This window comes from Coleofasciculus sp. H7-1 (genome assembly GCF_057473865.1).
In genome coordinates this window covers 103,090-128,907 of sequence record NZ_JBYCCT010000072.1, presented here as the reverse complement: position 1 = coordinate 128,907, position 25,818 = coordinate 103,090, and the positions used below count along the sequence as shown (strand labels likewise).

Below are 25,818 nucleotides of genomic sequence, written 5' to 3'. Positions count from 1 at the left end.
ATTTGTAATTTGTAATTTTTAATTGAGATATCTCATCAAGATTAACTCCAACTGAGGAATGCCTATCGGCTTGCTTAGATAATCATTGGCACCAGCATCTAAACAACACTCTCGGTCATCCAGCATTGCCTGTGCCGTCACCATTACCACTGGCAGTTTTTCCAGTTCCGGCTGCTGCCTCAAGTCTTTCAGTAAATCTAACCCACTGTAGCCACCTGTTAAATTTACATCCAATAAAATCAGATGAGGCTTAAAGGTTCGCACTCGCTGGAGGAAATCCGTACCATCGAGCAAATACTCGACACAGTGACCCACAATTTGTAGATAGTCCTGCAACAGCAACCCGCTAGTTTCATCGTCTTCCACAATTAGAATTCGTCCTTTGCCAGGTACAGAAAAAGGGTTAGCGGCGACTCTTAACTCGCCATTGTTCAGTCCAGAAGAGACTGAAAAATCGTCCCTCTCGCCTGGAAGCTGGTAGATGGAGGCTGATTCATCGCTCACATCGGGCAGATATAAGGTAAATTCACTGCCTTTTCCTAGCGTTGAGGCAACCGTCACATCTCCATCATGAAGTCGGGCTAAACTGCGAGTCAGTGACAACCCCAAACCAGTGCCAGCGAACTGTCGGTTCAGTCCGCTGTCCAATTGGCGAAATGGCTCAAATAACAATGGCAGCTTCTCTGGGGCAATGCCAATGCCCGTATCCGCTACAGTAAACGCAATGCCTCCAGGCTGCTTTTGCACAATCAGGGAAACTTTACCCGATGGTGTGAACTTAATTGCATTCGATAGCAGATTCAATAACATCTGCTTCAGACGCCGTTCATCGGCGACACAAACATCAACTTCTGGGTCAATTTTACTGGTGAGTTGTAGCCCCCGTTCGTAGGCTTGCTCCCGCATAATCGTGATGACGTATTCGCACAAATTGGGCACGATGATTGGCATCGGACAGAGTTGCTCTTTGCCTGCTTCGACTTTAGAAAGGTCAAGAATATCGTTAATTAGCGATAGAAGATGTTCGCCACTGTTGTTAATGCAGGTGACATATTCTTTCTGTTTGTCATTGAGCGTGCCAAAAAGTTCTTGCCGCATAATGTGGGAGAGTCCCAAGATGGCATTGAGGGGCGTTCGGAGTTCGTGGCTCATGGTGGCAAGGAATTCACTTTTTGCTCGACTTCCCGCTTCTGCCGCTTCTTTCGCTTCACGCAGTTCGATTTCTTTGTTCATGCGATCGCTAATGTCATACACAACCGCTTGCAGCACTTTTCGGTTGCCCAACTCGATTGCCGTTAGCATCACCTCCGCCGGGAAATCTGTGCCATCCCACTTCCGATGAATCCAATCAAAGCGACAGTTGCCTTCTGTTAGGGCGGTGGTAATGCGATCGCAAGCCAAACTCAGGGAATCTTGACCATCGGGCTGAGTTGGCGGCGATAATTTGCTGGGATGTTTCCCGCAAAACTCCTCCAAGTCATTACAGCCAAATAGCTGTAGGGTTGCACTATTGCAATCAAGAAATCCTTGTTCATCCAACAGCATCACCGCCGCGCTGGTTGATTCATAGAGCGTCCGGAATTTGGTTTCCGATTCCCGCAGTGCCTTTTCTACTTGTTTGCGCTCGGTAATGTCTCGCGTCGTATTGACCGCCAGCAAGACTTTCCCCGCTTCATTGCAGATTGCCGCCCCATTGATACTCACCCACTTGCGCTCTCCATTGAGACTGTGTACCACCAGTTCCTGATCGGTAAAAACTTCCCCTTGAAGTGCCCTCGTGAGAGGTAGCTCTGACCGACGAGGACGGGAACCATCTGGGTTACGGACTTTTAATTTAGTTAAAAAATTCTTGACATGAGGCACAGAGCCTGGTGCGGAGGTAGGTGTAACACCATTCCCGACAAGACCATATATCTGCAATGCCGCCTGATTTAACAGCACGATTTGACCGTCGGGTTGGGTGACAGTAATTCCCTCTTGAATGGAATTAAGAATGGCTTCCAGCAGTGTTTTTTCCTGAGCGAGTTGCTGAGTGCGCTCCTGAACCAGGCTTTCAAGCTGTTCAAGTTCTTGGGCATTGTAGAGAGCGATCGCTGTCTGTCCAGCCAACTGTTGCAGCAGTTGGATTTCCCATTCTAAGAACGGCGATCGCGGCTTGACCGAGCCGACGACCAGATAGCCGTAGAATTGCTCCCTGACGAAGATGGGAGCCAGGAGCATCGCACTCGGTCTAGTTTCCGGGCAAAGCTCTTGGTAGGCTGGGGTAAACCAAAAGTCAGTAGTGTTTGCAATGGCTACCGGGCGGTTTTGGAGTAACTCGCTTCGCACCGTTTCCCAGCCTTCTAAGGGCAGGGTTGTCCCTTGTAGAGGTGATTGATAAATCGGCTTTACGGCATCTGACAAATGGGGCCAATACTCAGCTTCAATGTAAATTTGGTTTGATTCCGACAAGTCCCGGATTACCATGCAGAAATCGCAGCTCATCGGGACTGCCGTCTGTCGGACAATTTCATCAACGACTGATTTTGGATCGAGATTGGAATTCAAGGCGGTAGTGATGCGGTTTACCAAGGCTTCTCGCTCCAGTTGTTGCTGCAAGGCTTGCTGGGTTTGTTGGAGTCGTATCTGCATCCGCTGACGCTCAATCGCATATAGCACGGTGCGGATCAGCAGATGGCTGTCGGCATGACCTTTGACGAGATAGTCTTGCGCTCCTTCTTGCACGGCACAAAGAGCGATCGCTTCATCGGCTAGTCCTGACATCACCACAATCGGCACTTCTGGTACAGCATTGCGGACTCGCCTCACGGTTTCTAAACCCTGACCATCCGGCAGCGATAAATCTAACAAAATCACCCCTATAGATGGTGAGAGGCTAGAGCCGAGAGGCTCGGAAGGTTGCTGGTTAGTAGGTTGATTAAACCCTTCAATCTTCAACTTTTGAACGTTCAACCCTTTTGAACTGACAAGGCAATCCAGGGCTTCTGTGAGCTTTTGAACGTGGAGCAGCTTTATCTGGGGAGCATTCACTTCCCGCAGCAGTTCCCGCACCAGACGGGCATCGCCAGGGTTATCCTCCACAAGCAATACGGTGATCGGTTCAGTCTGCATGGGTTGCACTCCATTCTTTTACTGGAGGGTCTTTTTCCAGCATTTCCCCTCTCTTTAGGCAGCATTACCATCTTTATGAGCTAAAACTTCAAAGGTTAATTTGACAATTTTTAGGAATCAATCCGCGTCTACTGGCTTGGTAATGTAATTAAGATGGTATGTATTGTAGATATCTTAATCTTTCATCAATGTTATCGGGATTACTGGCGCAGTCCCTCTGTTGTGCTTATTTGGCTTGTTTTTTGCCAACACTCGATCAATTAATATTTTTTTTGAATTCGTAGTTATAGCGTTTCTCATTTGGATGAAATACAACAATTAGGCTTGTGAGTGCGTAGGGGCTTTCCCATTCTTGTTTAAAAATATTGGATTAACCGATTTATCTGCAAGAATGCGAAAGCCCTTACAGGTGTACCTCACCCAATTGCCAACCGCTATATATTAAATTTTAAAAAAATAGTTGACAAATGCACGTAAATTCCGGCTAATTTTTAGATAATAAACAGTAATTTATCCTATATCCGATGGCTGATTCCTGATGAGAGATGTAATTAGAACTAGGATAAATGTGTAATAGAAAATATAAAACTCCGTTAGGAGACGAACAATAATTATGACTTGGTTAGAAAGGCAGTTTGGACAAAAAAATACTAGCAAAGAAGAAGACAGCAAGCATGACGCTCAGGCTGTCGAGGAACAAATGAGTCCAGGACTTACGGGTGAGTATGACTGGGAGTTGCGCGAGAAGGCTGGAATGCATAAACCTCCGACATTGCCAGAATACATGGGATTTGAGGGGGAATATGATGCCAACGGATTAGCCAAGCGCGTTGCTGCTGCATTTGATAAAGATCCGAACATCAAACATATTGAGACTCTGGAAATCGCTCAAGACGGTGGCACGATTATCCTCACGGGTTCTGTACCTAATCGATCAATTTTGAGTCATGTCGAAGCGGTTGCTGCCAAAGTAGATGGCACCAAAGCAGTAGACGTTCACCAAGTGGAAATTAAAGCCCAAGAAGGTTCCTTCCGATAAAATCAGAAAGTCTGCTCTCAGTGGGAAAATAGATTGGCTCAGTTGCAACGATTAGCGATCGCTCCCTCTCAATTTCAAAACCAGCAAATTATCCTGACTGCCGAACAACAGCATTACCTCAGTCGGGTGTTGCGGTTGCGGGAGGGCGATCGCTTTATTGCAATGGATGGACGGGGTCACTGGTGGCTGGCTAAGCTGGAGGCGAATCAGGGGCAGCTTCTAGAGCCGATTTCCGTCCAAACCGAGTTACCCTGCTCAATGACGCTGATGGTGGCGTTGCCAAAAAACGGCTTTGATGAAGTGGTGCGCTACAGTACCGAGCTAGGGGTGGTAGCCATTGCGCCCGTCATGAGCGATCGCACTCTGCTCAATCCCAGTCCCCAGAAACTCGAACGCTGGCGGCGAATTGCCCAAGAAGCAGCTGAGCAATCAGAACGTCAAATCGTCCCGACAATTTTAGAACCCGTTTCCTTTTCTGCTGCTTTGTCTTCACTCAAGAGTAATTCTTCTTCGATAAGAGACAAGAATTATATCTGCGTTGCTCGTGGAGATTCTCCCCATTTACTCGATTGCTTGATTCATATCTTGCCGCAAGAGACCTCTCCCCCAACCCCTCCCCTAAAAGGGGAGGGGAGTCCGACTCCCCCTTCCCTTTTAGGGAAGGGGGCTGGGGGGTTAGGTTGTTCAGGTGCAACAGATGAGCTGAAGAACACAGGACAAGGAACGATTGTCATCGCCATCGGGCCAGAGGGAGGCTGGACACCAGCAGAAGTCGAACAAGCGATCGCTGCTGACTTCCAACCCGTTTCCTTAGGGCGTCGTGTCCTGCGAGCCATCACCGCTCCAATGGTCGCCTTGTCCATAGTAGCTGCGGCATGGGAATCAGAAATCAGAGAGATTTAAGGTACCGCTCAATGCACAATTAGAAATGAAGGATGCTTCGATTTTTAATTTTTAATTGTTAATTTTTAATTACTGTAATGCTTGAACAACTTGCGGAAGCTTTCGAGCGCAAAGACTATAAAACCGCTGCCTGGTTACTCAACCATCTGGTAAAACAGATGCCGCAAAATCCCTTAGTACAGTTTTATGTAGGACGGCTGTACGAAGAAACGGGCAAGTTAGAGGCGGCAGAAAATGCCTATCGGCAGCTGCTACGGGAAACCACCAATCCCAAGATTATGACTCAAACTCGTCAAGGATTGGGGCGTTTAGAAGCGATCGCCCAACAAAAAAGACGAGACGCGATCGCTCAAGCCACCGCCTCCCCAGAAGACACAGAAGCAGGCGTTTTAGTCTTAGAAGCCGTCAGCGCCGAAAAGAAACCAGTAGCCGCCCAACAGTTGGCTCGAATCGTGCAGCTAGACCCCTACACCGCACGGCTACAACTTCCCAGTCGCGGCTGGCGGTTGTACCGTACTGGTCCGGTAGGAGAACTGCGATTCTACAGTCAACAGATGCAGCAAGCTGAAATTCCCAACTTCTGGGCAAGCCTTGCGGATGTTCGGAAACTTAACGTCTTTCGCGTCAGCCATTTCCTCTCTGCTTCCCCACAAGCTAGCGTCGTTTGCCAAAACGAACACGGTCAGATAGGTTCTCTGACCTTCAACTGGTCAGAAGTCAGACAACAAGTGCAAGGACTCTTACCAATCTTTGGAGAAGTCATCGACCAAGATGCCCGTCGCCAACTGCAATGGAAAACTCAAACCCAAGACTATGCCCAATTGATCGACCTGCATCTTCCTTCCAGACGCAGTATTCTTCGCCTTTGCGATAGCAACTACCAGTTTGGGCAGGGGATTTCCTTCAATCCACAGCAGCCGACTCAAGCCAATCAGGCTACCAACCGCAGTAACTGGAACAATTTACTCCATTTTCTAGAACAACATTTGGCTCAGACGCCGATTTGGGCAGATTTTACAGATTTTGCTCAAACTGCGCTAGATCGCACAGAAATGCTAAAAAGTCTCAAGTCTCATATCGACTTATTTCGGCGCGAAGAAACCCTCTGGGACCCAACTTTCCAACTGTACAGTGGGCTGGTTTTCCTCAGAGGGTCAAAGAATTAAAAACGCAAAATTAAAAATTAGACAACAAGCCTGCTAATTTTTAATTTTTAGTTTTTGATTATTTTTTCACCTGACGCGCCATGTCCATGAAGTTGCTCATGCTGGGACCGGGACGCCGACGACTATTAGAGCTGGAAATTGGATTCAAATATTTCGGAGCAAACGTGGTATCGGGTTGGCTTTGAACCTTGCCGTTGATAGGCGTTGCTGATTTCTCAGCAGGCACTGCCTCAACACCTTCAGCTGTTTGAATTAGCTCTACTGGGGGTCGTTGAGCCTCTTTAGATTCTGAGGTTTCTTGAGGCTTTGATGCCTTCCTTGATGTTTTCTTTGATGCAGCCGCTACAGATTTTGAGCTTTCTTGAGGCTTTGATGAATCCTTTTTATCATCAGATTTATCATCAGAAAAAGGTGCAGCGATTGTAGCTAGTGCTGCCTTCGGTAGTTCCGAAAGTTCGGCTGTGGCTGATTGAATCTTCTGCACTCCTTCAGAGGCTAGAGCTTTGACTGATTCTGGCTTCTTCTGATTCTTTTCGGCATCTGGTTTTGTGTCTTTAGACTCGTCTATCTCCATGTAGTATCCGCCAGACTTTTTACGAGGTAGAGCAGCGCCAGCTTCATTTTCCTCAGATTTCTTGGAGCGAAAAATTCCACCGAAGAAAGCGGCAATGCCGCCCAACAATTTTTTGATAAAACCAAACATTTACTATTACTCCTGACATTTAAATGAGGACGTTGACTGATTACCGAAACATTGGAGCAAGCTATTCTAATTTTGATGCAAGACTGGTATCGCCAAGGATAAACCCAACTGCTCAGCTCAGAAAGCAGCCGCTCTACAATATGGATAAAGCGTTTCTACCATTGCAATCCAGATCGAATTATGAAGTTTTACGGCGGACAAACGCAAGATTCCCAGATAGTTATTCACAAAAATTTACAAATTTTGTTTCGCTAAGTACAGTTACCCAGCCGATTCTCCCTGGAAAACGCTCTTTTGTTGCAAGAATTTACATTGATCTCAGATTTGGAGCCACAGCCACTCGGCAGGCTGTCCTAAACCAACCCCAGCAGCGATCGCTCATGTCTAAGCTGGAACTATATGAGATTAATTCCTGGCAAAATGAACAGTGCCCATAAGCGCAATCCCGTATTGCTAATTCACGGTATCAACGACACAGCGGCTGTATTCCATAAAATGGCTCCTTACCTGGCACAGCAAGGCTGGTCTGTATACGACCTCAGTCTCCTCCCCAATAATGGTGAGATGGGTCTGGATTCTCTGGCACAGCAGGTTGCTGATTACGTTGCCAAGACCTTTGCACCCGACCAACCATTTGATTTGGTCGGCTTCAGTATGGGAGGCATCGTTAGCCGCTACTACGTGCAGCGACTAGGGGGCATTAACCGGGTGCAGCGCTTCATTACTATATCAGCGCCAAACCACGGAACTTGGGCGGGCTACTTTCACAATGGGCTTGGCTGCGTTCAGATGCGCCCTGATAGCGCTTTTCTACAGGATTTGAATCGGGATGTGGCTATGCTGGAGCAGCTGAATTTTACCTCGATCTGGACGCCTTTTGATTTAATCATTCTGCCACCAAATAGTTCGCAAATGCCCGTAGGTCAAAACCTACAGGTGCCGGTACTGCTGCACCCGTGGATGATTACAGATGCCAAAGGGGTTAAGGCTGTGGAAAAGGCACTTTTAGAACCGCTGAAGCGCAAGAGTGTAGCGTCTCCTAATGAGAATCGCCAATCTCGGCATACTCCCGAACCCCGAAAATTGCCTCGGCATGAGAGTAGTATTTAAACTCCATCAGGTTATAAAACGGATCTTCGAGGAAGAAGGTGCGATGTTCGGTGAGTTGACCGGGAAAGCGATGTTTCGGCTGCTGATAAAAGTGCAATCGCTGTTGTGCCCGTTCTAGCAAGCTTTCCCAATCAGCAATTGATGTAAAAACCAGCCCAAAGTGCCTGGGATAAATCCCTCGTTGCGGGGTAATCGGTTCTTTGCTAACGTGACCTACAAGCTGATGACCGTAGAGATTCAGAACTAAGGCATCGCGGGTTTCACGCCCTACTATACAGCCGAGTCCATCGGCGTAGTACGCTTTGGCTTGGGCAACATCGGAGATGGGAAAAGCAAGATGAAAGATTGTTGGGTTCATCGGTAATATCTGAGTGCTGTGCTTTACTAATCCTTCACCTGCGGTTCCTTTTTGCGCCTCTGTCACGGGCGAGAGTATTCTGAAAGAGTGTTATGAATTCAAGATTTTTACAGATGCTCTCTACAATTAATTCTTTCAATCCCTGGTTAGTTGGAGTGGGATTGAATACAGTTTTGTTAGCGATCGCTTATTTTGCCCCTAAAAAGTTACTCACTCCCGCCGGATTCCTCCACGCTTGGGCGCTGGGCGTCATTATCTGGGGTACCCTCGGTTGGCAGGGATATTTAGTCGTCATGTTCTATTTTCTCGTAGGCTCTGCCGTCACGCGCATCGGCATGGCTCAAAAAGAAGCCGAGGGAATTGCCGAGAAACGCTCTGGGGCGCGGGGGCCGGAGAATGTCTGGGGTTCCGCGCTCACGGGCACTCTATGCGCCTTAGGAACGCTACTGGTGAGTTATTTAGGGCAACCCCAATGGGTGCCTTTCTTAGTGCTAGGCTACGTAGCCAGTTTTAGCACTAAACTTTCGGATACCTGCGCCAGTGAAGTCGGGAAAGCTTATGGTAAACGGACGTTTTTGATTACTACCTTACAACCCGTAGCCAGGGGAACAGAAGGGGCGGTTTCTTTAGAAGGGACAATGGCTGGAGTGGTGGCATCTGTTGCGATCGCTTTTGTTGGCTGGGGCGTTGGTACGATCGATCTCATCGGGGTGGTTTGGTGCGTACTGGCAGCGTTTATTGCCACCAATTTGGAAAGTGTCATCGGTGCTACGCTGCAATCTCGCTATAGTTGGCTTACCAACGAAGTAGTGAATTTTATAAATACATTCATTGGCGCGATCGCTGCAATTTTGTTTGCCTTAGCATGGCACTCGTTTAGTCTGCCTACTGCGGGGATTGCTTGAAAGGGAAATGATTTTAAGCAGTCTTTAAACGGATGGCTGCTGACGTTGGTAAAGCAACCAATACAGCCCTTTTTTTTGCATCAATTCTAGATGAGTTCCTTGTTCCATTAGTACCCCTTTCTCCAGCACCAAAATCAAATCTGCCCGCTTGAGTGGCTCAAATCTGTGGGCAATCATAAAAACTGTACGGTTTTGGGAAATTGCTTGTAAATTTTGTAAAACTTGCTGCTCTGTTTCGCTATCTAAGGCACTTGTCGCTTCGTCGAGAATTAAAATAGGAGCTTGAGATAAGAATAAACGAGCTAAGGCAATTCGCTGACGCTGACCGCCAGATAAAGCAGTGCCTCGTTCTCCGACATTATTCTCGTAACCGTGGGTTAATTCGCTGATAAAGTCATTGGCGACAGCTAATCGTGCGGCTTCTACAACTTGTTCGGTGGTAATATCTGAATTGCCTAAAGTAATATTTTCCAAGATAGAACCGTTAAAGAGAAAGTCTTCTTGGAGAACCACACTAATTTGTTGGCGGACAGATGCTAAATCAGCATTTTTAATATCAAACCCATCAATGAAAATGCGACCAGATTCAATTGGATAAAGTCGTTGCAAAAGCTTAGAAAGGGTACTTTTACCAGAGCCACTTCGCCCAACAATGCCGACAAACATTCCCGGTTGAACGGTGAAGGTAATTCCTCGCAGGATTGGTTCTTGATGGGGTTGATAGCGGAAGAAAACCCGATCGAAGGTAACTTCACCTTTTAGAGTCGGAAGAACTAGACCAGATCCGGGTTCGGCTTCGGGGGCTACATTGAGAATATCTCCAATGCGGTCTACAGAAAGTAAAACTTGTTGGAGATTTTGCCACAATTGCACTAAGCGTAAAAGTGGCCCGGTCATTCTTCCAGCCAGCATTTGAAAAGCGACTAGCTGACCAATTGTGAGCTTATGGTCAATGACTAGCGCGGCTCCAAACCAGAGAATGAGTAAGTTGGAAAGATTAGTGAGAAAGTCACCGATATTGTTACTGATGTTGGAGGTGGTAGAAGCTTTAAAGCCGGTGCGAATAAAGCGGGCAAATAAACCTTCCCAGCGATCGCGTGCGGTTCTTTCGGCTGCATGAGCCTTCACTGCATGAATTCCCGTCACTGTCTCTACCAGAAACGATTGACTATCCGCACTGCGGTTAAAGGTTTCATTCAGCCAGTTCCGGAGAATCGGCGTCGCTACTAATGTCAAGATTGCAAATAGCGGAATCACTGCCAAGGCAACGAAGGTAAGCTTGACATTGTAGTAAAACATCAGCGCCAGGTAGACAACGGCAAAGACGCTATCTAAGATGACAGTTAACGCCGTGCCGGTGAGAAACTGGCGAATATTTTCCAGTTCTTGTACTCGCGCTACAGTATCTCCGACGCGGCGAGACTCAAAATAAGCCAGAGGTAGCCGCATCAAGTGGCGAAACAATTGAGCGGATAAACTGAGGTCTAGGCGTCTTGCAGTGTGAGTAAATATGAATAGCCGCAAGATGCCCAGAATCGCTTCAAAGATAGCAACGCCCAAAAGCGCGATCGCCATCACATCCAAAGTCGGCAGACTCTCCTGCACCATCACCTTGTCAATAATCACCTGAGTGATGATTGGCGTCGCTAAACCCAACAGCTGCAACGTGAAAGACGCAACCAGCACTTCTCCCAGTAAACTCCGGTAACGCCAAACTGCCGGTAAGAACCAACTGAGGTTAAATTTGTCTTGTCGCTGAATTGCTTCAACTTGCCACAGTTGCCCATCCCAAGCAGCTTCAAGTGAGGGAAGAGGAATACTTTCGCAAGTTTGACTGGGGTTGAGGGGGTTAGCGACGATCGCGCGATCGCCTTTTACTTCGTACACCACCACCCAATGTTCCTCGTTCCAATGCAACAAAGCGGGAAAAGATAGCTGCGGCAATTCGCGCCCGGATACTACCAAGCGTCGCATCTGTAGCCCTAATTTCTCACCGGCTTCCACAAGATGTCTGGGGCGTTGTCCCCGCAGCTGACGTTTTATCCACTCTAGAGAAGCTGGATTTTGTAGATGTTGCGCCACCATCGCTAAGCAGGCAGCCGCTGAGTTAGGGCTAGAAACAAACGGATAATTACTTACAGGTATCCTGGGTTCGGCTTCTATCTTTGCCTTTTCGCCGCTAGATTTCACGCCGCTAGATTGGTTCCAGAAGCTATCCAGTTCTGGTGATGAAGCTTCATTCCATAACGCAGTATCCCAGCGCACTACCACAACTTCTTTGCTAGAGGCTACCGCTTTGAATTGTCCCAGGAGTTGCTGCAAGTCACCGAACCAATCTCCCTCCTCTAAAGTTGTTAGCGGTTTCGCCACTCCTTCTTCCCGCAAACGCACCTTTCCAGACACAATTAAAAACTGGTCGCCTGGACGATCTGTAGACCAAATTTTTTCCCCCAACCTGTAGTAGCGGATTTCGGCTTGCGTTTGGAATTTCGCTTGCCGTTCGGGTGTCAGCAAGCTCAGAGGTGGAATATTCCGAGGTAAAATTTTAGCGAGTTCAACACTACTCAACTGATTTGCAGTTTGACCGTTAAATTTTGAATTTTCTGTGCTAGCCATTGCTCAAAAAGTTCATTTTGTAGTGCTTCCTTTAGCTGACTATCTTCTAACGAGGCTGGAAGGAATTGCTCAACTCGAAACAAAGTCCAACGTTCTTCAAGTTTTAATGGTCCCACTAATCGCCCTGGACTCGCGGTATCAATCACGGCTCGGATTTGATCTGGGAGCGTTCCTCGGCTGACAGGTCCCATCATGCCATTTACAATTCGATCATCTGTGAGAGAATACTCTTGAGCTAATTGCTCAAAGCTGGCTCCCTCCCCAATTTGGGTATATAATTCCTCAGCTAATTCTTGTTCAGCTACCACAAGACGAGAGAGTACAACTCGATCCAAAAATAGCTTGCGTTCAATGAAATATTCTTGCAGTTTCGGCTCTGCAATCTGATCTTTAAGCTTTGTTAACTGAAAGCCAGATTTCACCTGATGGTGGAATGTTTCGTAGTCGATTCTGTTACGAGCCAGCCATTCTTGAAAACTCTTGGCATCTGCTAGATTTCGCTGCAACCGAAAATCAATCACTGCTTGCTCAATTGCCGCCAAGCTAATATCTAACTTGACTGTTTGTAGTTGTTGTTCTATAACATAATGGCGGAGAATCTCTCCGATAAAAGAAGTAAGTTTACCAGAAGATTGCAGATATTTTAAAGCCTGTTCAAGGGAAATCGGCTGGTCATTCACGAGCAAAAAAGGTGCGGATTCCATAAAATAATGAGTTGAGTAGATGTTTGGTTTTTCTAAAAATTATGATTAATTATATATTCGCCCAAGTTATATAATTTGCAAGTTTAGCTTTAAAAACTATTATCAAGAGAAAGATTTAAAGATAAATTTTGACTTTGGGTAAGTTAGCGATCGCGCGACGCAATCCAAGGCAGCGATTTTTCTGTCTCTACCTTAGCTGGTAACAAGGAGAGAGATGTCCGCCCCACAAAAAGCTTTATCATAGAGTCAATTTGCCGATCTTTGTATGAGCTATTGCCTGAATTCAGCTTGCAACAAGCCTCAAAACCCTGTTGACACAAATTTTTGTACAAGTTGCGGAACCAAGTTACTGCTCAAGGATCGATATCGTGCGATCGCGCCTCTGGGTGAGGGTGGATTTGGCAGAACTTTCTTGGCTGAAGATGCAGACAGGCTAAAAGCTGCTTGTGTAATCAAGCAATTTTTGCCAGTCCCAGAAATTCAAGGCAATTCAGCGGCAATGCAGAAGGCAACTCAGCTATTTGAGCAAGAAGGGAGGCAGTTACTGCAACTGGGAGAACAACATCCACAAATTCCCAGTTTATTTGCCTATTTCGAGCAAGATAAACGCCTGTATCTGGTGCAGCAATATATCGAAGGGCAGGAATTAGGTCAAAACTTGGAACGGCAGGAAGCATTCAGTGAAGAACAACTTCGAGACTTATTAAATGATTTGTTGCCCGTCCTGCAATTTGTCCACGAACATCAGGTGATTCACCAGGATATCAAGCCGACGAATATTATTAAACGTAAAAGATGGCTCCTTTTTCGACCGTATCAACACTCATTCATCCCTCTTAAATTCTTTAATAAACTTCAGGACTTATTTCCCTTTAAAACCTTTGGCGAGTTGACAAAAATGGGTGGGAAACGGTATTCATTGCCGATCCAACGCCTCAAGGTAAGCAGATCGCTCTATGATGCCTCTGAGATCGCCTTTCCTTGCCTAGATCGAGCAAGACTGCGATTTCCTCAGCAGGCGGAGGGTACTCTTGACCTTCAGCACCCATCAGTTGAACTAATTGACGGCTAATTGTCAGTCCTAATCCCGTTCCTTCAGTCTCGCGGCTCTTCTCGCCCACCTGCTGGAATGGCAGAAATATTGCTTCTAATTGCTCCGGTGCAATACCAATGCCTGTATCTTCCACCTGAAACCGGGTTTTCTCCGCCTGATAGCCTACTTTGAAAGTTATAACGCCAATTTCTGTAAACTTGACTGCATTGCCAAGTAAGTTAATTAAAACTTGCCGGAACCGTTTCTCATCGCCTCGGACGACTTTAGGAAGAGGCGTTATGAAACACGATTAGACTAACCAAACCGGATAGACAGACGTGGCGGTTCTCTTTCTCCTCATAGACAACGCCTCGCTGGATAATAAGCTTAGGAGGCGATAAACGTCATGAAACTCACAATACTGGTTGCCGCCGCTTTATCGGTGCCGCTATGGCTAGCGACGCCCGTACAAGCGGCAAATTTGGGACACGTCAAACGATTGCTGGAAACGAAAGAATGCGTAGGGTGCGACCTTGCCGGTGCCGATTTAAGCGGTGCCGACTTGAGAGAAGCGAACCTGCAACGGGCTAACTTGAGGAAAGCCAACCTAACCGGAGCCAATCTGGCTAGTGCTAACTTATACGTAGCTGACTTAGATCGCGCCCAGCTCAAAAACGCTAACTTACAAAATGCCTTCCTGAGATTTACTCGCTTAACGGGTGCCAATTTAGAAGGTGCTGACCTGCAAAAAGCGACTTTGAGATTTGCTAACTTGACAGGTGCCAAGCTGAGAAATGCCAACTTGCTTGGGGCTGACTTTAACAATGCTAATCTATACCAGGCGGATATCCGAGGAACGATGCTACAAGGTGTCGTTATCACCCGATAATCCATGTGTATTAGGAATTAAACGGGTTTTTCGCCCCTTTTAACTGCCGCACATAACCTGGCGCATGGTTCGCATATTCACAGGCAATTCCAGTTGCATTGCCTGTTCGATAAAAATTGACGGCACTGGGATATTGGGCGTTGCTTTTACCGTATAGGTGAGCAAAGTCCCATTCTCGTAATCTTGCAAACTTAAGTCAGCACAGAAATCGGTAAAAGTACCTTTTTCCAAGCGAAAATGAATTTGCTGCTGCACGATCTCAGATACCCTCAGGTAAGCCTCAACCTGAAGACTGAGAAACAGGAAAGTTTTGGTAGCAACTTGGTAAACACACTTGTCCCTCCTTGCTTCCGGTAAGCCAACGGGCAAGGAGACGTTGGGGTGGAGTACCTCAGAGTGAATGACATCTGGGAAATATTGCACCCAACGGGGATAGTCTGTCACTTGCTGCCAAACGCGCGATCGCTCGATTGGCAAGTACATTTGGGCAGTAACAGCACCCCCCCAAGTTGAGCGCATCTGCGTTTCTATCAAAATCTCACCTTGCAAAAGCGCCGTTGAGTATCTCTTTCTCAGCGACAAGTCTGAGGCGGCATCCATCGAGTCCGACGGAAAAAGTATACTCATGCTAACTCAGCTACTCCTCGATCAATAGTAATTCGATGTCAAGCTAACACAGGTTGCTCGGACTTGAAACGAAAGATGGTTGGCTAATCTCCTAATTTGATCCTCCATCGCTGTTTGGGCGACTCAGTATGTAACAATAATGACCAGGTGAAATGGTATGAGTTTTCTTGACCTTGGGTGCTGGTATCCTCGGCGGCAATTTCCAGCTTGGGCGGACGTAGCCGAGGCGATCGCAATATTCTGTTTTAACTATTTATTTGGTCGAGTCTGTGAGCCAAACTCCTAACCCCGAAACCCTGATTTCTTCTATTTTTGCCAGTGTTGTAGGGCTGACAATTGCAGTGTATCTGTTGAGAGGATTTGGAATTCTCACTTTCATCCCTGGCGGCGTTATCTGGATATTAATTTTGCTTTCAATTGCCACTGGGATTGCTTACGGCGTTCAGCGCACTCGACGATAATTGCTTTGTCTTTCAAACTTTGTTTAGTCGTTAAGTATCTTTAAATACATTTAATCTCAACCCTGGGGGCGATTCGCTGGAATTGTCATGTTCGGTATTCTCCAAAAGGAATTAACAAAAATTTAAAAACAAATTTCAGGAGCAGTGCATGACCGCGACAAACCCAACTACACAGCCTAGTGTTTCCACCGTAGAACGCAGTATATCAGCCGTTTTCAAAGATCGCGAACAAATTGAGAACGTGATTCACCGCTTGCTCGATCGCGGTATTCCCCGCGACGATATTTCAGTAATCGGCAAAAACTTTCATTCTGAAACCCGCATCGCTGGATTCATCACCAAAAAAGATGTGATTTTAGGCGGGCTGAGAAGCGGAGGCATCTTTGGTTCCTTATTTGGTTCAGCCCTTGGTTTGCTGACTGGCGTGGGAGTGCTGTTCATTCCTTTTGTGGGGTCAGTCGTGGCGGCTGGACCGATTGGTGCGGCGTTGCTGGGTGCAGCAAGTGGCGCTTTAGCGGGTGCAGCGGGCGCTGGTTTAGTCTCCGCTTTGGTCGCTTTGGGAATGCCAGAAGACAAAGCCGCCGTTTATCAAACTCGCATCGAAGCTGGAGATTTTCTGGTAGTTGTGGAAGTCCCAGCCAATCAATCCGGTGAAATTCAGCTGCTGCTAGAAAGTGCTGGTGGCGAAGAAGTCCATACCAGCGAAACCACATTACCCCGCAAACGCGCTGGGAAACTGGAAACTCCTGGCGATTTGTCCCCGGAAGTTCGTTCTCACCTCTCAGAGGATGCTCAAAGGACATTTATCGCCAATTACAACAAAGCGCTAGAAGAATCTGGCGATGAATCAAAAGCCGAACATCATGCCTGGGATGTCGTTTCTGAGCAATTTGAACAAGACGAACACGGCTTTTGGTCGAAGGCTAAAGCAAAGCTATAGCATTCTTAACTGGGCGGTTGAAACCGCGTCTACACGAGACTTTACCTGCCTGCGCGGGTTTCAAAACCTTTGATTTGTCTTAAACTGTCGGTTGTTGGGTTGAACGAGAGTGTTACCTAACGCCGTATAGGGTTTGCTGGGTTTCGTTCCTCAACCCAGCCTACGGAATTTTGGCTTAAGTTCCTCGAAGATTAACAATGTGTTATGCAAAAACCTATGTAATTTCGACTACATAGGCTTTTAATATATATAGGTAAATTGTTGAGGAGCGATAATGCAGAAGTATATATGTACAGTTTGCGGATACATCTACGATCCACAAGAGGGCGACCCAGATGGCGATATCTCACCGGGTACGCCATTTGAAAATATCCCCGAAGACTGGGTATGTCCTGTCTGCGGAGCCGCAAAAGCGGATTTTGAACCATACGACGAGTAGATAGATGATATCGCATCTGTACGGAAAATATTCCGTGACATCGGCAATAGCTTGATTGTGCAACCTTTAAAAGTAGTGGTCATTGGCGGTGGGGCAGCGGGTTTTTTTGGTGCAATTACCTGTGCCGAAACTTATCCCCAAGCGCAAGTAATTTTGTTAGAAGCAGGACGACAACCCTTAACTAAAGTTCGCATTTCTGGCGGCGGGCGATGCAATGTTACTCATGCTTGCTTTGACCCCGGTGGTTTAGTGCAATATTATCCCAGAGGCGGAAAAGCGCTTCGGGGGGCTTTTAGTCGTTTCCAAGCTAAAGATACAGTCGCTTGGTTTAGCGATCGCGGTGTCGAATTGAAAACTGAACCGGATGGACGGATGTTTCCCGTCACAGATAGTTCAGAAACAATTGTGGATTGTCTGTTTGAGGCAGCAAAGGCATCTGGGGTGCAGATTCGCAGGGAGACACCTGTTGATGGGATTTCCCGGCAAGTTACTCCTGAGTTGAATCAACCACTCAACACCGGCTTTGAGATCAAGTTGAAGTCTGGAGAGATCCTCAAGTGCGATCGCCTTCTCCTCGCTACCGGCAGCAACCCCCAAGGCTACCGCTTTTGCAAAGTTTTAGGGCACACGATTGAACCACCCGTTCCCTCTCTATTCACTTTTACGATTTCCGACCCCCGGTTGCAAGATTTAGCTGGGGTAAGCGTGGAAAGTGCGCGTCTGCGTTTATTCAGTGCCGGTAAAACCCAGCTAGAACAAATAGGGCCATTGCTGATTACCCACTGGGGTTTGAGTGGCCCTGCTGCCTTGAAACTGTCGGCTTGGGCTGCCAGAGTGCTGCACGATTGCAATTATCAGGCAACATTGCAAATTAATTGGCTGCCCCAGTACAACCCAGAAAAGCTGCGGGAAATGCTCTTCGCAGTTAAGTCCCAATTGCCCCAACGCGCCGTTTCCACCAGCTGTCCGCTTCCCTTGCCTCGACGCCTTTGGCAGAGTTTAATTGCTGCTGTTGGGATTAGTGGGGAACAGCGTTGGGCGGAATTATCGAATAAAGTTCTCAATCAGCTGATTCAAGAACTTTCCGAGGGTAAGTACCAAATTCAGGGGAAGGGTGTCTTTAAGGAAGAATTCGTCACCTGTGGCGGTATCAACTTAAAGGAAGTGAACTTCAAGACAATGGAAAGCCGCATCTGTCCGGGGCTTTACTTTGCCGGAGAAATCCTCGATATTGACGGCGTAACGGGTGGCTTTAACTTTCAGAGTGCCTGGACGACCGCTTACTTAGCGGGTCAAGCAATGGGCAAGGAAGAAATTAAAAATTAAAAATTAAAAATTAAAAATTAAGAAGCCAAAGATTTAATTTTTAATTGTGTCTTGGCGGTGCAAATTCTTGATGAATCTTTTGTATAGCTGCCAATTTATTCACAGTTGTCCATTGATATGCCGATGAAATTTCACGAAATTGTCGAAAAACTGGGTGCTGCTGCCGCCTGCAATAGTTTGACCTCCAATACAGATTGCAACCCGGAAATTACGGGAGTGGCACCTGTCGATGAGGCTGCCGTTGCCACCCTCAGCTACATAGAGGGGGCGAAATTTGCGGCTTTTGTGGGGAAAACCTCTGCCAGTGCCTTAATTTTACCGCTGGATGAAAAGCTACAAGCACAAGCATCTGAGCGGGGAATTGCCTGGATTGCGGTATCCGATCCGCGATTAATGTTTGCCGCAGCGATCGCTCTTTTCTATAAACCTTTCCGTCCAGCGCCTGCAATCCATCCCACAGCAGTGATTCATCCCGACGCCAAAGTTGGTCAAAATGTCTACATCGGCGCTCATGCAGTCATTGAGGCGGGAACAGAGATTGGGAATGCTGTCATCATTCACCCGAATGTAGTCATTTACCCAGACGTGCAGATAGGCGATCGCACTATATTACACGCCAATTGTTCCATCCACGAACGCACCCGGATCGGCGCAGATTGCGTCATTCATAGCGGTGCCGTCCTCGGTGCTGAAGGCTTTGGGTTTGTCCCCACCCCGACTGGCTGGTTCAAAATGGAGCAGTCTGGCTACACTGTTCTGGAAGATGGCGTCGAAGTTGGCTGCAATAGTACCATTGACCGCCCCGCCGTGGGAGAAACCCGCGTCGCCCAAAACACGAAAATTGACAACTTGGTGCATATCGGTCACGGCTGTAAGGTAGGCTCTAACTGTGCCTTAGCCGGACAGGTGGGGATGGCAGGCGGCGTTACCGTTGGCAATCGCGTGCTGTTAGCCGGACAGGTGGGGATTGCCAATCAAGCGCATATTGGAGATGGCGCGATCGCTACCGCCAAAGCAGGCATCCACAATGATGTCGAACCCGGTGCCATTGTCACCGGCACTCCAGCGATTCCCCACAAAGTGTTCCTTAAGGCAGCAGCTATTTACCATCGTCTCCCAGAGATGTATCAAACTCTCAAACAACTACAACGACACCTGGGAGAAAAAAAATAAGATTTGCAGTAAATGTATATACGGCTTTAGCTGTATATATCCATCTCCTGGAAAAGGCTTTTTCTATCTCTTCAGTAATAACACAGAGAATGGGAAGTTTCCAGCTACAGAGGGATTTGGATTCTCTTGATACTCGATAAATTAAGAGTAACAAAAGAGGAGATTTACACATGAAGAATTCAAACTTGTCCAAATTGGTGGGTGCTGGTGTTCTTGCAGCTAGCGTCGCTTTGGTTCCCTTGACCCTACCTGCTTCCGCCCAAACTAATAATACAGCTCCCGATACAACCACCACCACTGCCCCTAGCCAAGGCGTAGATAATACGAATAACGAAGGCGATCGCGATTTTGATTGGGGTTGGTTAGGATTGTTAGGTTTGGCAGGTTTGGCAGGTCTTGCTGGTCGTAAGAACAACGAACCAACCGCTTACCGCGACCCTAATGAAGTAGGTTCCTCTACTTCTCGCCGCTAAAGCTGACAGGGTAGCTTTTTCGTAGACGTTTAATGTCTATCCATCAGTTTTAAAACCAATTTGCTGGATGGCGATCCTGTTGGAAATCCATCAGTTGGAAACATGAGAATAGGAGTTTTACAGATGAAAATTTCAAATTTGTCCAAACTTGTCAGTGCTGGTGTTCTTGCCGCTAGCGTCTCTTTGGTTCCCTTGACCCTACCTGCCTCCGCCCAAACGGATAATACACCTCCCGACACTACCACGAATACAGCTCCCGATACCACCACTGCCCCCCGGCAAGACGTGAATAACGCAAATTATGAAGGCGATCGCGATTTTAATTGGGGTTGGCTAGGATTGCTGGGTTTAGCTGGTTTAGCTGGTCTTTCTGGTCGTAAACACGACGAACGTGTAGCTTACCGCGACCCCAATGAAGCAACTTCTTCTACTTCTCGTCGGTAAAGCACAACAATAGTTTCGCCGTAGTCACTTAAGATTGATAACTACGTTTTAGAAACAACTTTAAAAATTCCTGGTGGAGACTAACCTCCACCAGGAATTTTGTTATTTATGCTTTTTGCTAATAGTTCATCGTTAATCGCTAATCGTAAAAATGCCAGTAATTATGCAAAATTCATCCGAAATTAAATATTCCTTGCTTATACATATAGCGTTCTTGTCGGTTCAATCCTCCTGGGGGATTGCGGTGGCAGATGTGGTGATGTGCGGCGAGTCCTGTCAATGCTAGTTTGGTAGCCTTATTTACCAAGTTTGACTAGAGACTGAACCAAGCTGACCCTGAACCCTTTGTGTTTTCGATAACCACTTATAAACGACTAGCGCTCAATGTGCATCTACTTGAGACCTTTATTTCCAAGTTAGATTTGTAGCCTACCTTGATAAAAAATCACCCCAACTACGAGGACTTACGCTTTTATAGGGCGATTGCTGCTTAATTCTGTCCGGAGTATTGTTATAAATAGTCTCTGACTACAGATAATTGGTTATCTGAGATATGGAGAGCGAGAAATAATCACCAGGACATGACGCATGAACACCTTTGAGTTCGAGATTACCATTCAGAGCAAGTCAGACGTTAGTAGCTGGCCCATTGTTGTCAGGTGTAAGCAACCGGATGGACTAACCATCCATTCAAAAGAAACTCTACAACTAAGTCAGAATGACTTTAACAAACTCACAGAACAGCAAGAGAACGAGAAGGAATACGGCACTCTACTAGGCAAAGCCCTTTTTCGAGGGGCTGTGTACGAGACTTTTGTTCGTGCCCTATCTAAGAGTAGTCAGGACTCCCCTTTGCGAATTTTGCTATCTATTGAAGCTGCTGACAATGACGAACTCAAAACCTTGCATTGGGAAAGATTGTGCGCTCCTATTGATGCCGATGGGACTTGGCGTCTTTTAGCTCGCGATCAGCGCGTACCCTTTTCCCTTTACATTCCCACGATTATCGATCGCCGCTTTCCTCCCATTGGGCGGCGTGACTTGCGGGCACTTGTCCTAGTGGCAAGTCCCTCTAATATAGGAAAGTATCAATTAGCACCTTTTGACGTTGAAGCTGTCTTATCTGGATTGAAAGAAGCCTTTGGTGACATTCCTTATGAGGTTCTGGCAAATAATATTGAAGGTGCTATCGGGCCACCAACGCTACAAGAACTGTCCAAACAACTGACGAATGCAAAGAAGCCGTACACATTACTGCACTTTGTCAGCCACGGCAAGCTGATGGATAACGGAGAAACTGTTCTGTTCTGGGCAAAAGCTGACAATCAAGTTCTGCCAGTTACAGCAGAAGACTTGCTCTTAGAGCTGAAGAATATCGGTAATTATCAAAGGGGATTACCTAACTTTGCCTTTTTGTGTACTTGCGAGAGTGCCGATCCAAGAGCAGAAGGAGCATTAGGTGGATTAGCTCAAAGATTGGTGAGAAATTTGGGGATGCCAGCTGTAATAGCGATGACCCGCAAGGTGAGCGTAGAGACAGGCTTGGCTTTAGGACAGAGCTTTTACCGACGACTGAGAGAGTCGGGAGAGGTAGACATGGCGCTACAAGAGGCAACAGCCGGACTGTCCAAGCGCCATGATATTACTGTTCCGGCTCTGTTCAGCCGTTTGGGTGGGCGTCCCTTATTTAGCGATCGCCTCGACGATCGGGAGCTGACTGACGAGGAAATCGAGTATGGTATTGGCAAACTTAGGCAACTCCTCGCAGAACGCGCCCCTAATGCCTCCGTACTCCAGCAGAGGTTTAAAACGCAGGTAGAGAAGCTCAAAGATACCCAAGGAGCAGAGTCACGCACAGCCCGTGAAGAGCGCAAGCAAGCAATAGTAGAGATCGATAACCTGTGCGACCAAGTCCTAGAAATCAGCTTTGATGCTCTGGCAGCTTTGGGTAAGGAACCACCAGAATACAAGGCTGAGTGTCCTTTTCCGGGTCTATCTTCCTTCAGCGATGAAAAATACCACAAGTTCTTCTTTGGGCGCGATGAGCTAATTAAAGACTTACAAAAAGAACTGGCGAAGGATAATTTCTTAGCTGTAATTGGCACTTCGGGTAGCGGCAAGTCATCCGTGGTGCTAGCTGGGCTGATTCCTAAGCTTCAAGAAGAGGAGCCAAGCTTACAGTCGGCTTACCTGACTCCAGGTAGGGAGCCGCTGCAACAACTAGAAAGACAATTAGAAAAACTATTAAAAATATCAGAGCAGTATTCAGTATTGGTGGTAGACCAATTTGAGGAACTGTTCACTCTGTGTGAGGATAAAGCCAATCGGCAAGAATTTATCGAAAAGTTGTTACACCTTGCCCAGCGGCGGAAAGTTGTAATTACAATGCGGGCGGACTTTTTGGGAGAGTGTACCTTCTACCCAGAACTGAGAAAGCGAATTGAAACACGACAAAAATTGGTTGGACCGATGGAACCTGCCGAACTAATTACAGCGATGAAGATGCAGGCAGACAGTGGGGGACTGCGCTTTGAAGCTGGCTTGAGCCACTCGATTCTCAATGATGTGCAAGGAGAGCCTGGGGCAATGCCACTGCTGCAATATGCGTTGCAGGAGCTGTGGAAGCGGCGGCGCGGACGCTGGCTGTGCGATGAGGAGTACGGGGCGATTGGCAGAGTTCAGCAGGCGATCGCTAAGACGGCTAGTGATTTTTACAATAGCTTACCAGCATTTGAACAAGAGCAAGTCCAGAATATCTTCTTGCGCTTAACTCGCTTGGATAAGAATGGCGTACAGGGAGAGAAAGGACGGGACACGCGCCAGCGAGTGGAGTTAGAGGATCTGGTGACAAGTGGGGGCGACTTGGCAGGGACTAAGAAGTTGGTGCAGCAGCTAGCTGGTGAAGGGGCGCGGCTAGTAGTCACCAGTCGGAACGAAGCTACCGGGAAGGAACAGGTGGAAGTCGCCCATGAAGCTTTAATCCGTTATTGGCCAACGTTGCAGGAATGGTTGAGCCAGAACCGCAGTGACTTGCAACTGCGAGAAACCATCAATCAGGCAGCAGAAGATTGGCATAAACACAAGGATAAGCCAGACAAAAACAGCTATTTAATACATCAGGGGGGAAGATTAGAAGATGCTGAAGTGCTGTTGAAACAGCCCAAATTTGTGCATCTCAACCAAGATGAGGTAGAATATGTCTTGGCTTGTGTAGAGTTGCGCGATCGCCTCCGCAGGCAAGAAAAACAACGCAGACATCGCCTGCTTTTCGCCGCTATTAGCTCAGCTTTTGTCTTTGCTGGATTTGCCATCTTTGCTGGATATCAGTGGCGCAAAGCAAAAATCGAGCAAATTCAGGCGTTAAGTGCTTCCTCAGAAGCTAAGTTGGAAACAGATCAATTAGAGGCATTAATCGGAAGTTTACAAGCTGCCAAAGAAGTTAAGCAATTGTGGCTGCCACAAACAACCTTAATTAATCAAGTAACGGGCAAGCTGCACCAGGTAACTTCTGAAGTCAACGAACGCAATCGCTTAGGAGGGTATGAAGGCTCAGTTACGGATGTCAGTTTTAGCCCAAATGGTCAGATGCTGGCGAGTACTGGAGTTGATGGCACAGTTCGTTTGTCAGACTTACACGGCAAAAAATTAATTAAATTTGTAGTCACTAAAGAGCGAATTAGAAATATCAACTTTAGTCCTGATGGTCGGCTACTGGCAACTGGTGCTGAGGATGGAGCTGCGAAATTGTGGGATTTGCAGGGAAAATTATTAAGAGAATTTCCGAGACATAGAGAAGGAGTATATAACATTACTTTCAGCCCTAATGGTAAGACTCTCGCCACTGGTTCTGGGGATGGCATCGTTCGCTTGTGGAATTTGCAGGGAAAATTATTAAAAAAATTTCCTGCCCATAATACTGGTATTAATAAAAAAGTCTGGGGTATCAGTTTCAGTCCTGATGGTAAGGCGATCGCTACTGGTGCTGGGGATGACACTGCCAAGTTATGGGATTTGAACGGCAAACTATTAAGCAAATTCCTGGGGCACAAAAATACGGTGTTGAGTGTTAGTTTTAGTCCGGATGGTCAAAAACTTGCAACTGCCTCTATGGATGGTACTGCCAAGTTGTGGGATTTGAAAGGAAAAGAGTTGAGAGAATTGTTAGGAGATCAAGATCAAAACTGGGTGTTTAGCGTCAGTTTTAGTCCCGATGGTCAGAACCTCGCTACTGGTTCCAAGGACGGTGTTGTTCGCTTCTGGGATTTGAATGGAAAACTCTTGAGGGAATTTAAAGGGCATTCAGACTCAGTTAGGAGCGTTATTTTCAGTTATGACGGCAAGCTTTTGGCTACAGCTGGATATGACAGTACTGTACGCTTGTGGAATTTGCAAGATCGCCAGCAGCTAATTGATTTCAAAGGGCACAAAGGCACAGTGTGGAGTGTCAGTGTTAGCCCGGATGGCGAGATGCTGGCGACTGCTGGAGCTGATGGCACTGTTCGCCTGTGGGATTTATCAGGCGAGCAGTTGGCGGAATTCAAAGGTCATAAAGGTGTAGTTTGGAAGGTTAGTTTTAGCCCGAATGGCAAACTTTTGGCTACATCAGGAGAGGATGGCACTGCCCGCTTGTGGAACTTATTTGGTAAGCAACGGAGAGAATTCAAGGGTCATAAAGGTGAAGTCTATGGGCTGAATTTTAGCCCGGACGGCAAACTTTTAGCTACATCAGGAAAGGATGGCACTGCCCGCTTGTGGGATTTGTCTGGTCAACAACTGAGAGAATTCAAAGGTCATAAAGGTGCCGTCCTGAGTGTCAGTTTTAGCCCGGATGGCAAACTGTTAGCTACCTCAGGAACGGATGGCATGGTTCGCTTATGGAATTTATCAGGTCAGCAGCTAAGGGAATTCAAAGCGCATCAAGGCTGGATCAACAGCGTTATTTGGAGTAATGACGGTCAAAAACTGGCTACAGGTAGTAGCGATCGCACTATCCGTTTGTGGGATTTGTCCGGTCATCAACTAAAAGAATTAAAAGGTCATATAGGTGCGGTGCAGAAACTCCGTTGGAGTAATGATGGTAAGTTGCTAGCGTCTGCCGGAGCTGACTCAACTGCTCGTCTATGGGATGTATCCGGTCAAGAGGTGGCTGTATTCAAAGGTCATAAAGGTGAGGTCAAGAGCGTCAGTTTTAGTCTTGATGGCAAGCTTCTGGCTACGAGTGGTCAAGATGGAACGGTTAAGTTGTGGCGGGTGGAAGGATTAGATGAGCTGATGGTGCGGGGTTGCACTTGGGTACGTGACTATCTCAATAATCCAGATTCCAAACTTATGCCCGAAGATCGCCCTCTTTGTGATGGTATCGGCACTGCTAATAATCCAGGCAAAGCTAAGTGATCTA

Annotated in this window: 21 protein-coding genes and 1 pseudogene; 15 read left to right on the top strand and 7 right to left on the bottom strand. The window is 47.0% G+C overall.

Annotated features, from left to right (window positions below):
* Nucleotides 1–18: 18 nt before the first annotated feature.
* Nucleotides 19–3,111, bottom strand: a complete 3,093-nt coding sequence (locus AC2VDX_RS20780) for a response regulator (protein ID WP_378184495.1) — start codon at nt 3,109–3,111, stop codon at nt 19–21.
* A 613-nt stretch (nt 3,112–3,724) separates the two neighbouring features.
* Here AC2VDX_RS20780 and AC2VDX_RS20775 point away from each other — a divergent pair.
* The 3 genes from AC2VDX_RS20775 to AC2VDX_RS20765 all read left to right on the top strand — a co-directional run bounded on the left by AC2VDX_RS20775 (nt 3,725) and on the right by AC2VDX_RS20765 (nt 6,219).
* Nucleotides 3,725–4,150 (top strand): BON domain-containing protein, encoded by a 426-nt coding sequence (locus AC2VDX_RS20775; protein ID WP_378184494.1) that lies wholly within the window; start codon nt 3,725–3,727, stop codon nt 4,148–4,150.
* 33 nt (nt 4,151–4,183) lie between these two features.
* The gene (locus AC2VDX_RS20770; RefSeq protein ID WP_378184493.1) at nt 4,184–5,053 is read left to right on the top strand and encodes an RsmE family RNA methyltransferase; all 870 of its coding nucleotides are present in this window, start codon (nt 4,184–4,186) and stop codon (nt 5,051–5,053) included.
* A 77-nt stretch (nt 5,054–5,130) separates the two neighbouring features.
* Nucleotides 5,131–6,219, top strand: coding sequence for a tetratricopeptide repeat protein (locus tag AC2VDX_RS20765; RefSeq protein WP_378184492.1), 1,089 nt, complete (start codon nt 5,131–5,133; stop codon nt 6,217–6,219).
* Between the two features lie 58 nt (nt 6,220–6,277).
* Here the strand turns inward: AC2VDX_RS20765 and AC2VDX_RS20760 are convergent, their stop codons facing one another.
* Complete coding sequence (locus tag AC2VDX_RS20760; RefSeq protein WP_378184491.1) at nt 6,278–6,922, bottom strand: hypothetical protein; 645 nt, start codon at nt 6,920–6,922, stop codon at nt 6,278–6,280.
* Between the two features lie 399 nt (nt 6,923–7,321).
* Between AC2VDX_RS20760 and AC2VDX_RS20755 the strand changes: the two genes are divergently transcribed.
* The gene (locus AC2VDX_RS20755; RefSeq protein ID WP_378184490.1) at nt 7,322–8,032 is read left to right on the top strand and encodes an esterase/lipase family protein; all 711 of its coding nucleotides are present in this window, start codon (nt 7,322–7,324) and stop codon (nt 8,030–8,032) included.
* Here AC2VDX_RS20755 and AC2VDX_RS20750 read toward each other — a convergent pair.
* Nucleotides 7,962–8,390, bottom strand: a complete 429-nt coding sequence (locus AC2VDX_RS20750) for a VOC family protein (RefSeq protein WP_378184669.1) — start codon at nt 8,388–8,390, stop codon at nt 7,962–7,964. The two genes, AC2VDX_RS20755 and AC2VDX_RS20750, sit on opposite strands and share 71 nt — an antisense overlap.
* A gap of 113 nt (nt 8,391–8,503) precedes the next feature.
* Here AC2VDX_RS20750 and AC2VDX_RS20745 point away from each other — a divergent pair, with 113 nt between their 5' ends.
* Nucleotides 8,504–9,295, top strand: a complete 792-nt coding sequence (locus tag AC2VDX_RS20745; protein WP_378184667.1) for a TIGR00297 family protein — start codon at nt 8,504–8,506, stop codon at nt 9,293–9,295.
* Between the two features lie 24 nt (nt 9,296–9,319).
* Here AC2VDX_RS20745 and AC2VDX_RS20740 read toward each other — a convergent pair whose 3' ends face one another.
* Both AC2VDX_RS20740 and AC2VDX_RS20735 read right to left on the bottom strand, forming a co-directional pair.
* Complete coding sequence (locus AC2VDX_RS20740) at nt 9,320–11,911, bottom strand: type I secretion system permease/ATPase (RefSeq protein ID WP_378184489.1); 2,592 nt, start codon at nt 11,909–11,911, stop codon at nt 9,320–9,322.
* Nucleotides 11,860–12,615, bottom strand: coding sequence for a peptidylprolyl isomerase (locus AC2VDX_RS20735; protein WP_378184488.1), 756 nt, complete (start codon nt 12,613–12,615; stop codon nt 11,860–11,862). Before AC2VDX_RS20735 ends, AC2VDX_RS20740 begins: the two co-directional genes overlap by 52 nt.
* 265 nt (nt 12,616–12,880) lie before the next feature.
* Between AC2VDX_RS20735 and AC2VDX_RS20730 the strand changes: the two genes are divergently transcribed.
* The gene (locus AC2VDX_RS20730) at nt 12,881–13,687 is read left to right on the top strand and encodes a protein kinase domain-containing protein (protein ID WP_378184487.1); all 807 of its coding nucleotides are present in this window, start codon (nt 12,881–12,883) and stop codon (nt 13,685–13,687) included.
* Here AC2VDX_RS20730 and AC2VDX_RS20725 read toward each other — a convergent pair.
* Nucleotides 13,653–13,949 (bottom strand): annotated as a pseudogene (locus AC2VDX_RS20725) (ATP-binding protein); the annotation flags it as partial. The gene AC2VDX_RS20730 and the pseudogene AC2VDX_RS20725 sit on opposite strands and share 35 nt — an antisense overlap.
* A 105-nt stretch (nt 13,950–14,054) precedes the next feature.
* On the opposite strand from AC2VDX_RS20725, the gene AC2VDX_RS20720 reads away from it, so the two are divergent.
* Complete coding sequence (locus tag AC2VDX_RS20720; RefSeq protein ID WP_378184486.1) at nt 14,055–14,537, top strand: pentapeptide repeat-containing protein; 483 nt, start codon at nt 14,055–14,057, stop codon at nt 14,535–14,537.
* A gap of 39 nt (nt 14,538–14,576) precedes the next feature.
* Here the strand turns inward: AC2VDX_RS20720 and AC2VDX_RS20715 are convergent, their stop codons facing one another.
* Nucleotides 14,577–15,164, bottom strand: coding sequence for an SRPBCC family protein (locus AC2VDX_RS20715; protein WP_378184485.1), 588 nt, complete (start codon nt 15,162–15,164; stop codon nt 14,577–14,579).
* A 269-nt stretch (nt 15,165–15,433) separates the two neighbouring features.
* On the opposite strand from AC2VDX_RS20715, the gene AC2VDX_RS20710 reads away from it, so the two are divergent.
* The 8 genes from AC2VDX_RS20710 to AC2VDX_RS20675 all read left to right on the top strand — a co-directional run bounded on the left by AC2VDX_RS20710 (nt 15,434) and on the right by AC2VDX_RS20675 (nt 25,814).
* Complete coding sequence (locus AC2VDX_RS20710; protein ID WP_378184484.1) at nt 15,434–15,625, top strand: hypothetical protein; 192 nt, start codon at nt 15,434–15,436, stop codon at nt 15,623–15,625.
* Nucleotides 15,626–15,773: 148 nt separating this feature from the next.
* Nucleotides 15,774–16,565 carry a ChaB family protein gene (locus AC2VDX_RS20705; protein ID WP_378184483.1) on the top strand — a complete coding sequence of 264 codons (792 nt, stop codon included), beginning with the start codon at nt 15,774–15,776 and terminating at the stop codon, nt 16,563–16,565.
* Between the two features lie 274 nt (nt 16,566–16,839).
* Complete coding sequence (rd, locus tag AC2VDX_RS20700; RefSeq protein ID WP_378184482.1) at nt 16,840–17,004, top strand: rubredoxin; 165 nt, start codon at nt 16,840–16,842, stop codon at nt 17,002–17,004.
* Nucleotides 17,005–17,061: 57 nt separating this feature from the next.
* A complete protein-coding gene (locus AC2VDX_RS20695) occupies nt 17,062–18,330 on the top strand; it encodes a BaiN/RdsA family NAD(P)/FAD-dependent oxidoreductase (RefSeq protein WP_378184481.1) in 1,269 nt (422 codons plus the stop codon).
* Nucleotides 18,331–18,453: 123 nt separating this feature from the next.
* Nucleotides 18,454–19,503: a UDP-3-O-(3-hydroxymyristoyl)glucosamine N-acyltransferase gene (lpxD, locus tag AC2VDX_RS20690; RefSeq protein ID WP_378184480.1), complete on the top strand. Its 1,050-nt coding sequence runs from the start codon at nt 18,454–18,456 to the stop codon at nt 19,501–19,503.
* A 170-nt stretch (nt 19,504–19,673) separates the two neighbouring features.
* A complete protein-coding gene (locus AC2VDX_RS20685; protein WP_378184479.1) occupies nt 19,674–19,976 on the top strand; it encodes a WGxxGxxG family protein in 303 nt (100 codons plus the stop codon).
* 123 nt (nt 19,977–20,099) lie between these two features.
* On the top strand, nt 20,100–20,420 hold the full coding sequence (locus tag AC2VDX_RS20680; RefSeq protein WP_378184478.1) for a WGxxGxxG family protein: 321 nt from the start codon (nt 20,100–20,102) through the stop codon (nt 20,418–20,420).
* 588 nt (nt 20,421–21,008) lie between these two features.
* On the top strand, nt 21,009–25,814 hold the full coding sequence (locus AC2VDX_RS20675) for an nSTAND1 domain-containing NTPase (protein WP_378184477.1): 4,806 nt from the start codon (nt 21,009–21,011) through the stop codon (nt 25,812–25,814).
* The last annotated feature ends 4 nt before the right edge of the window (nt 25,815–25,818 follow it).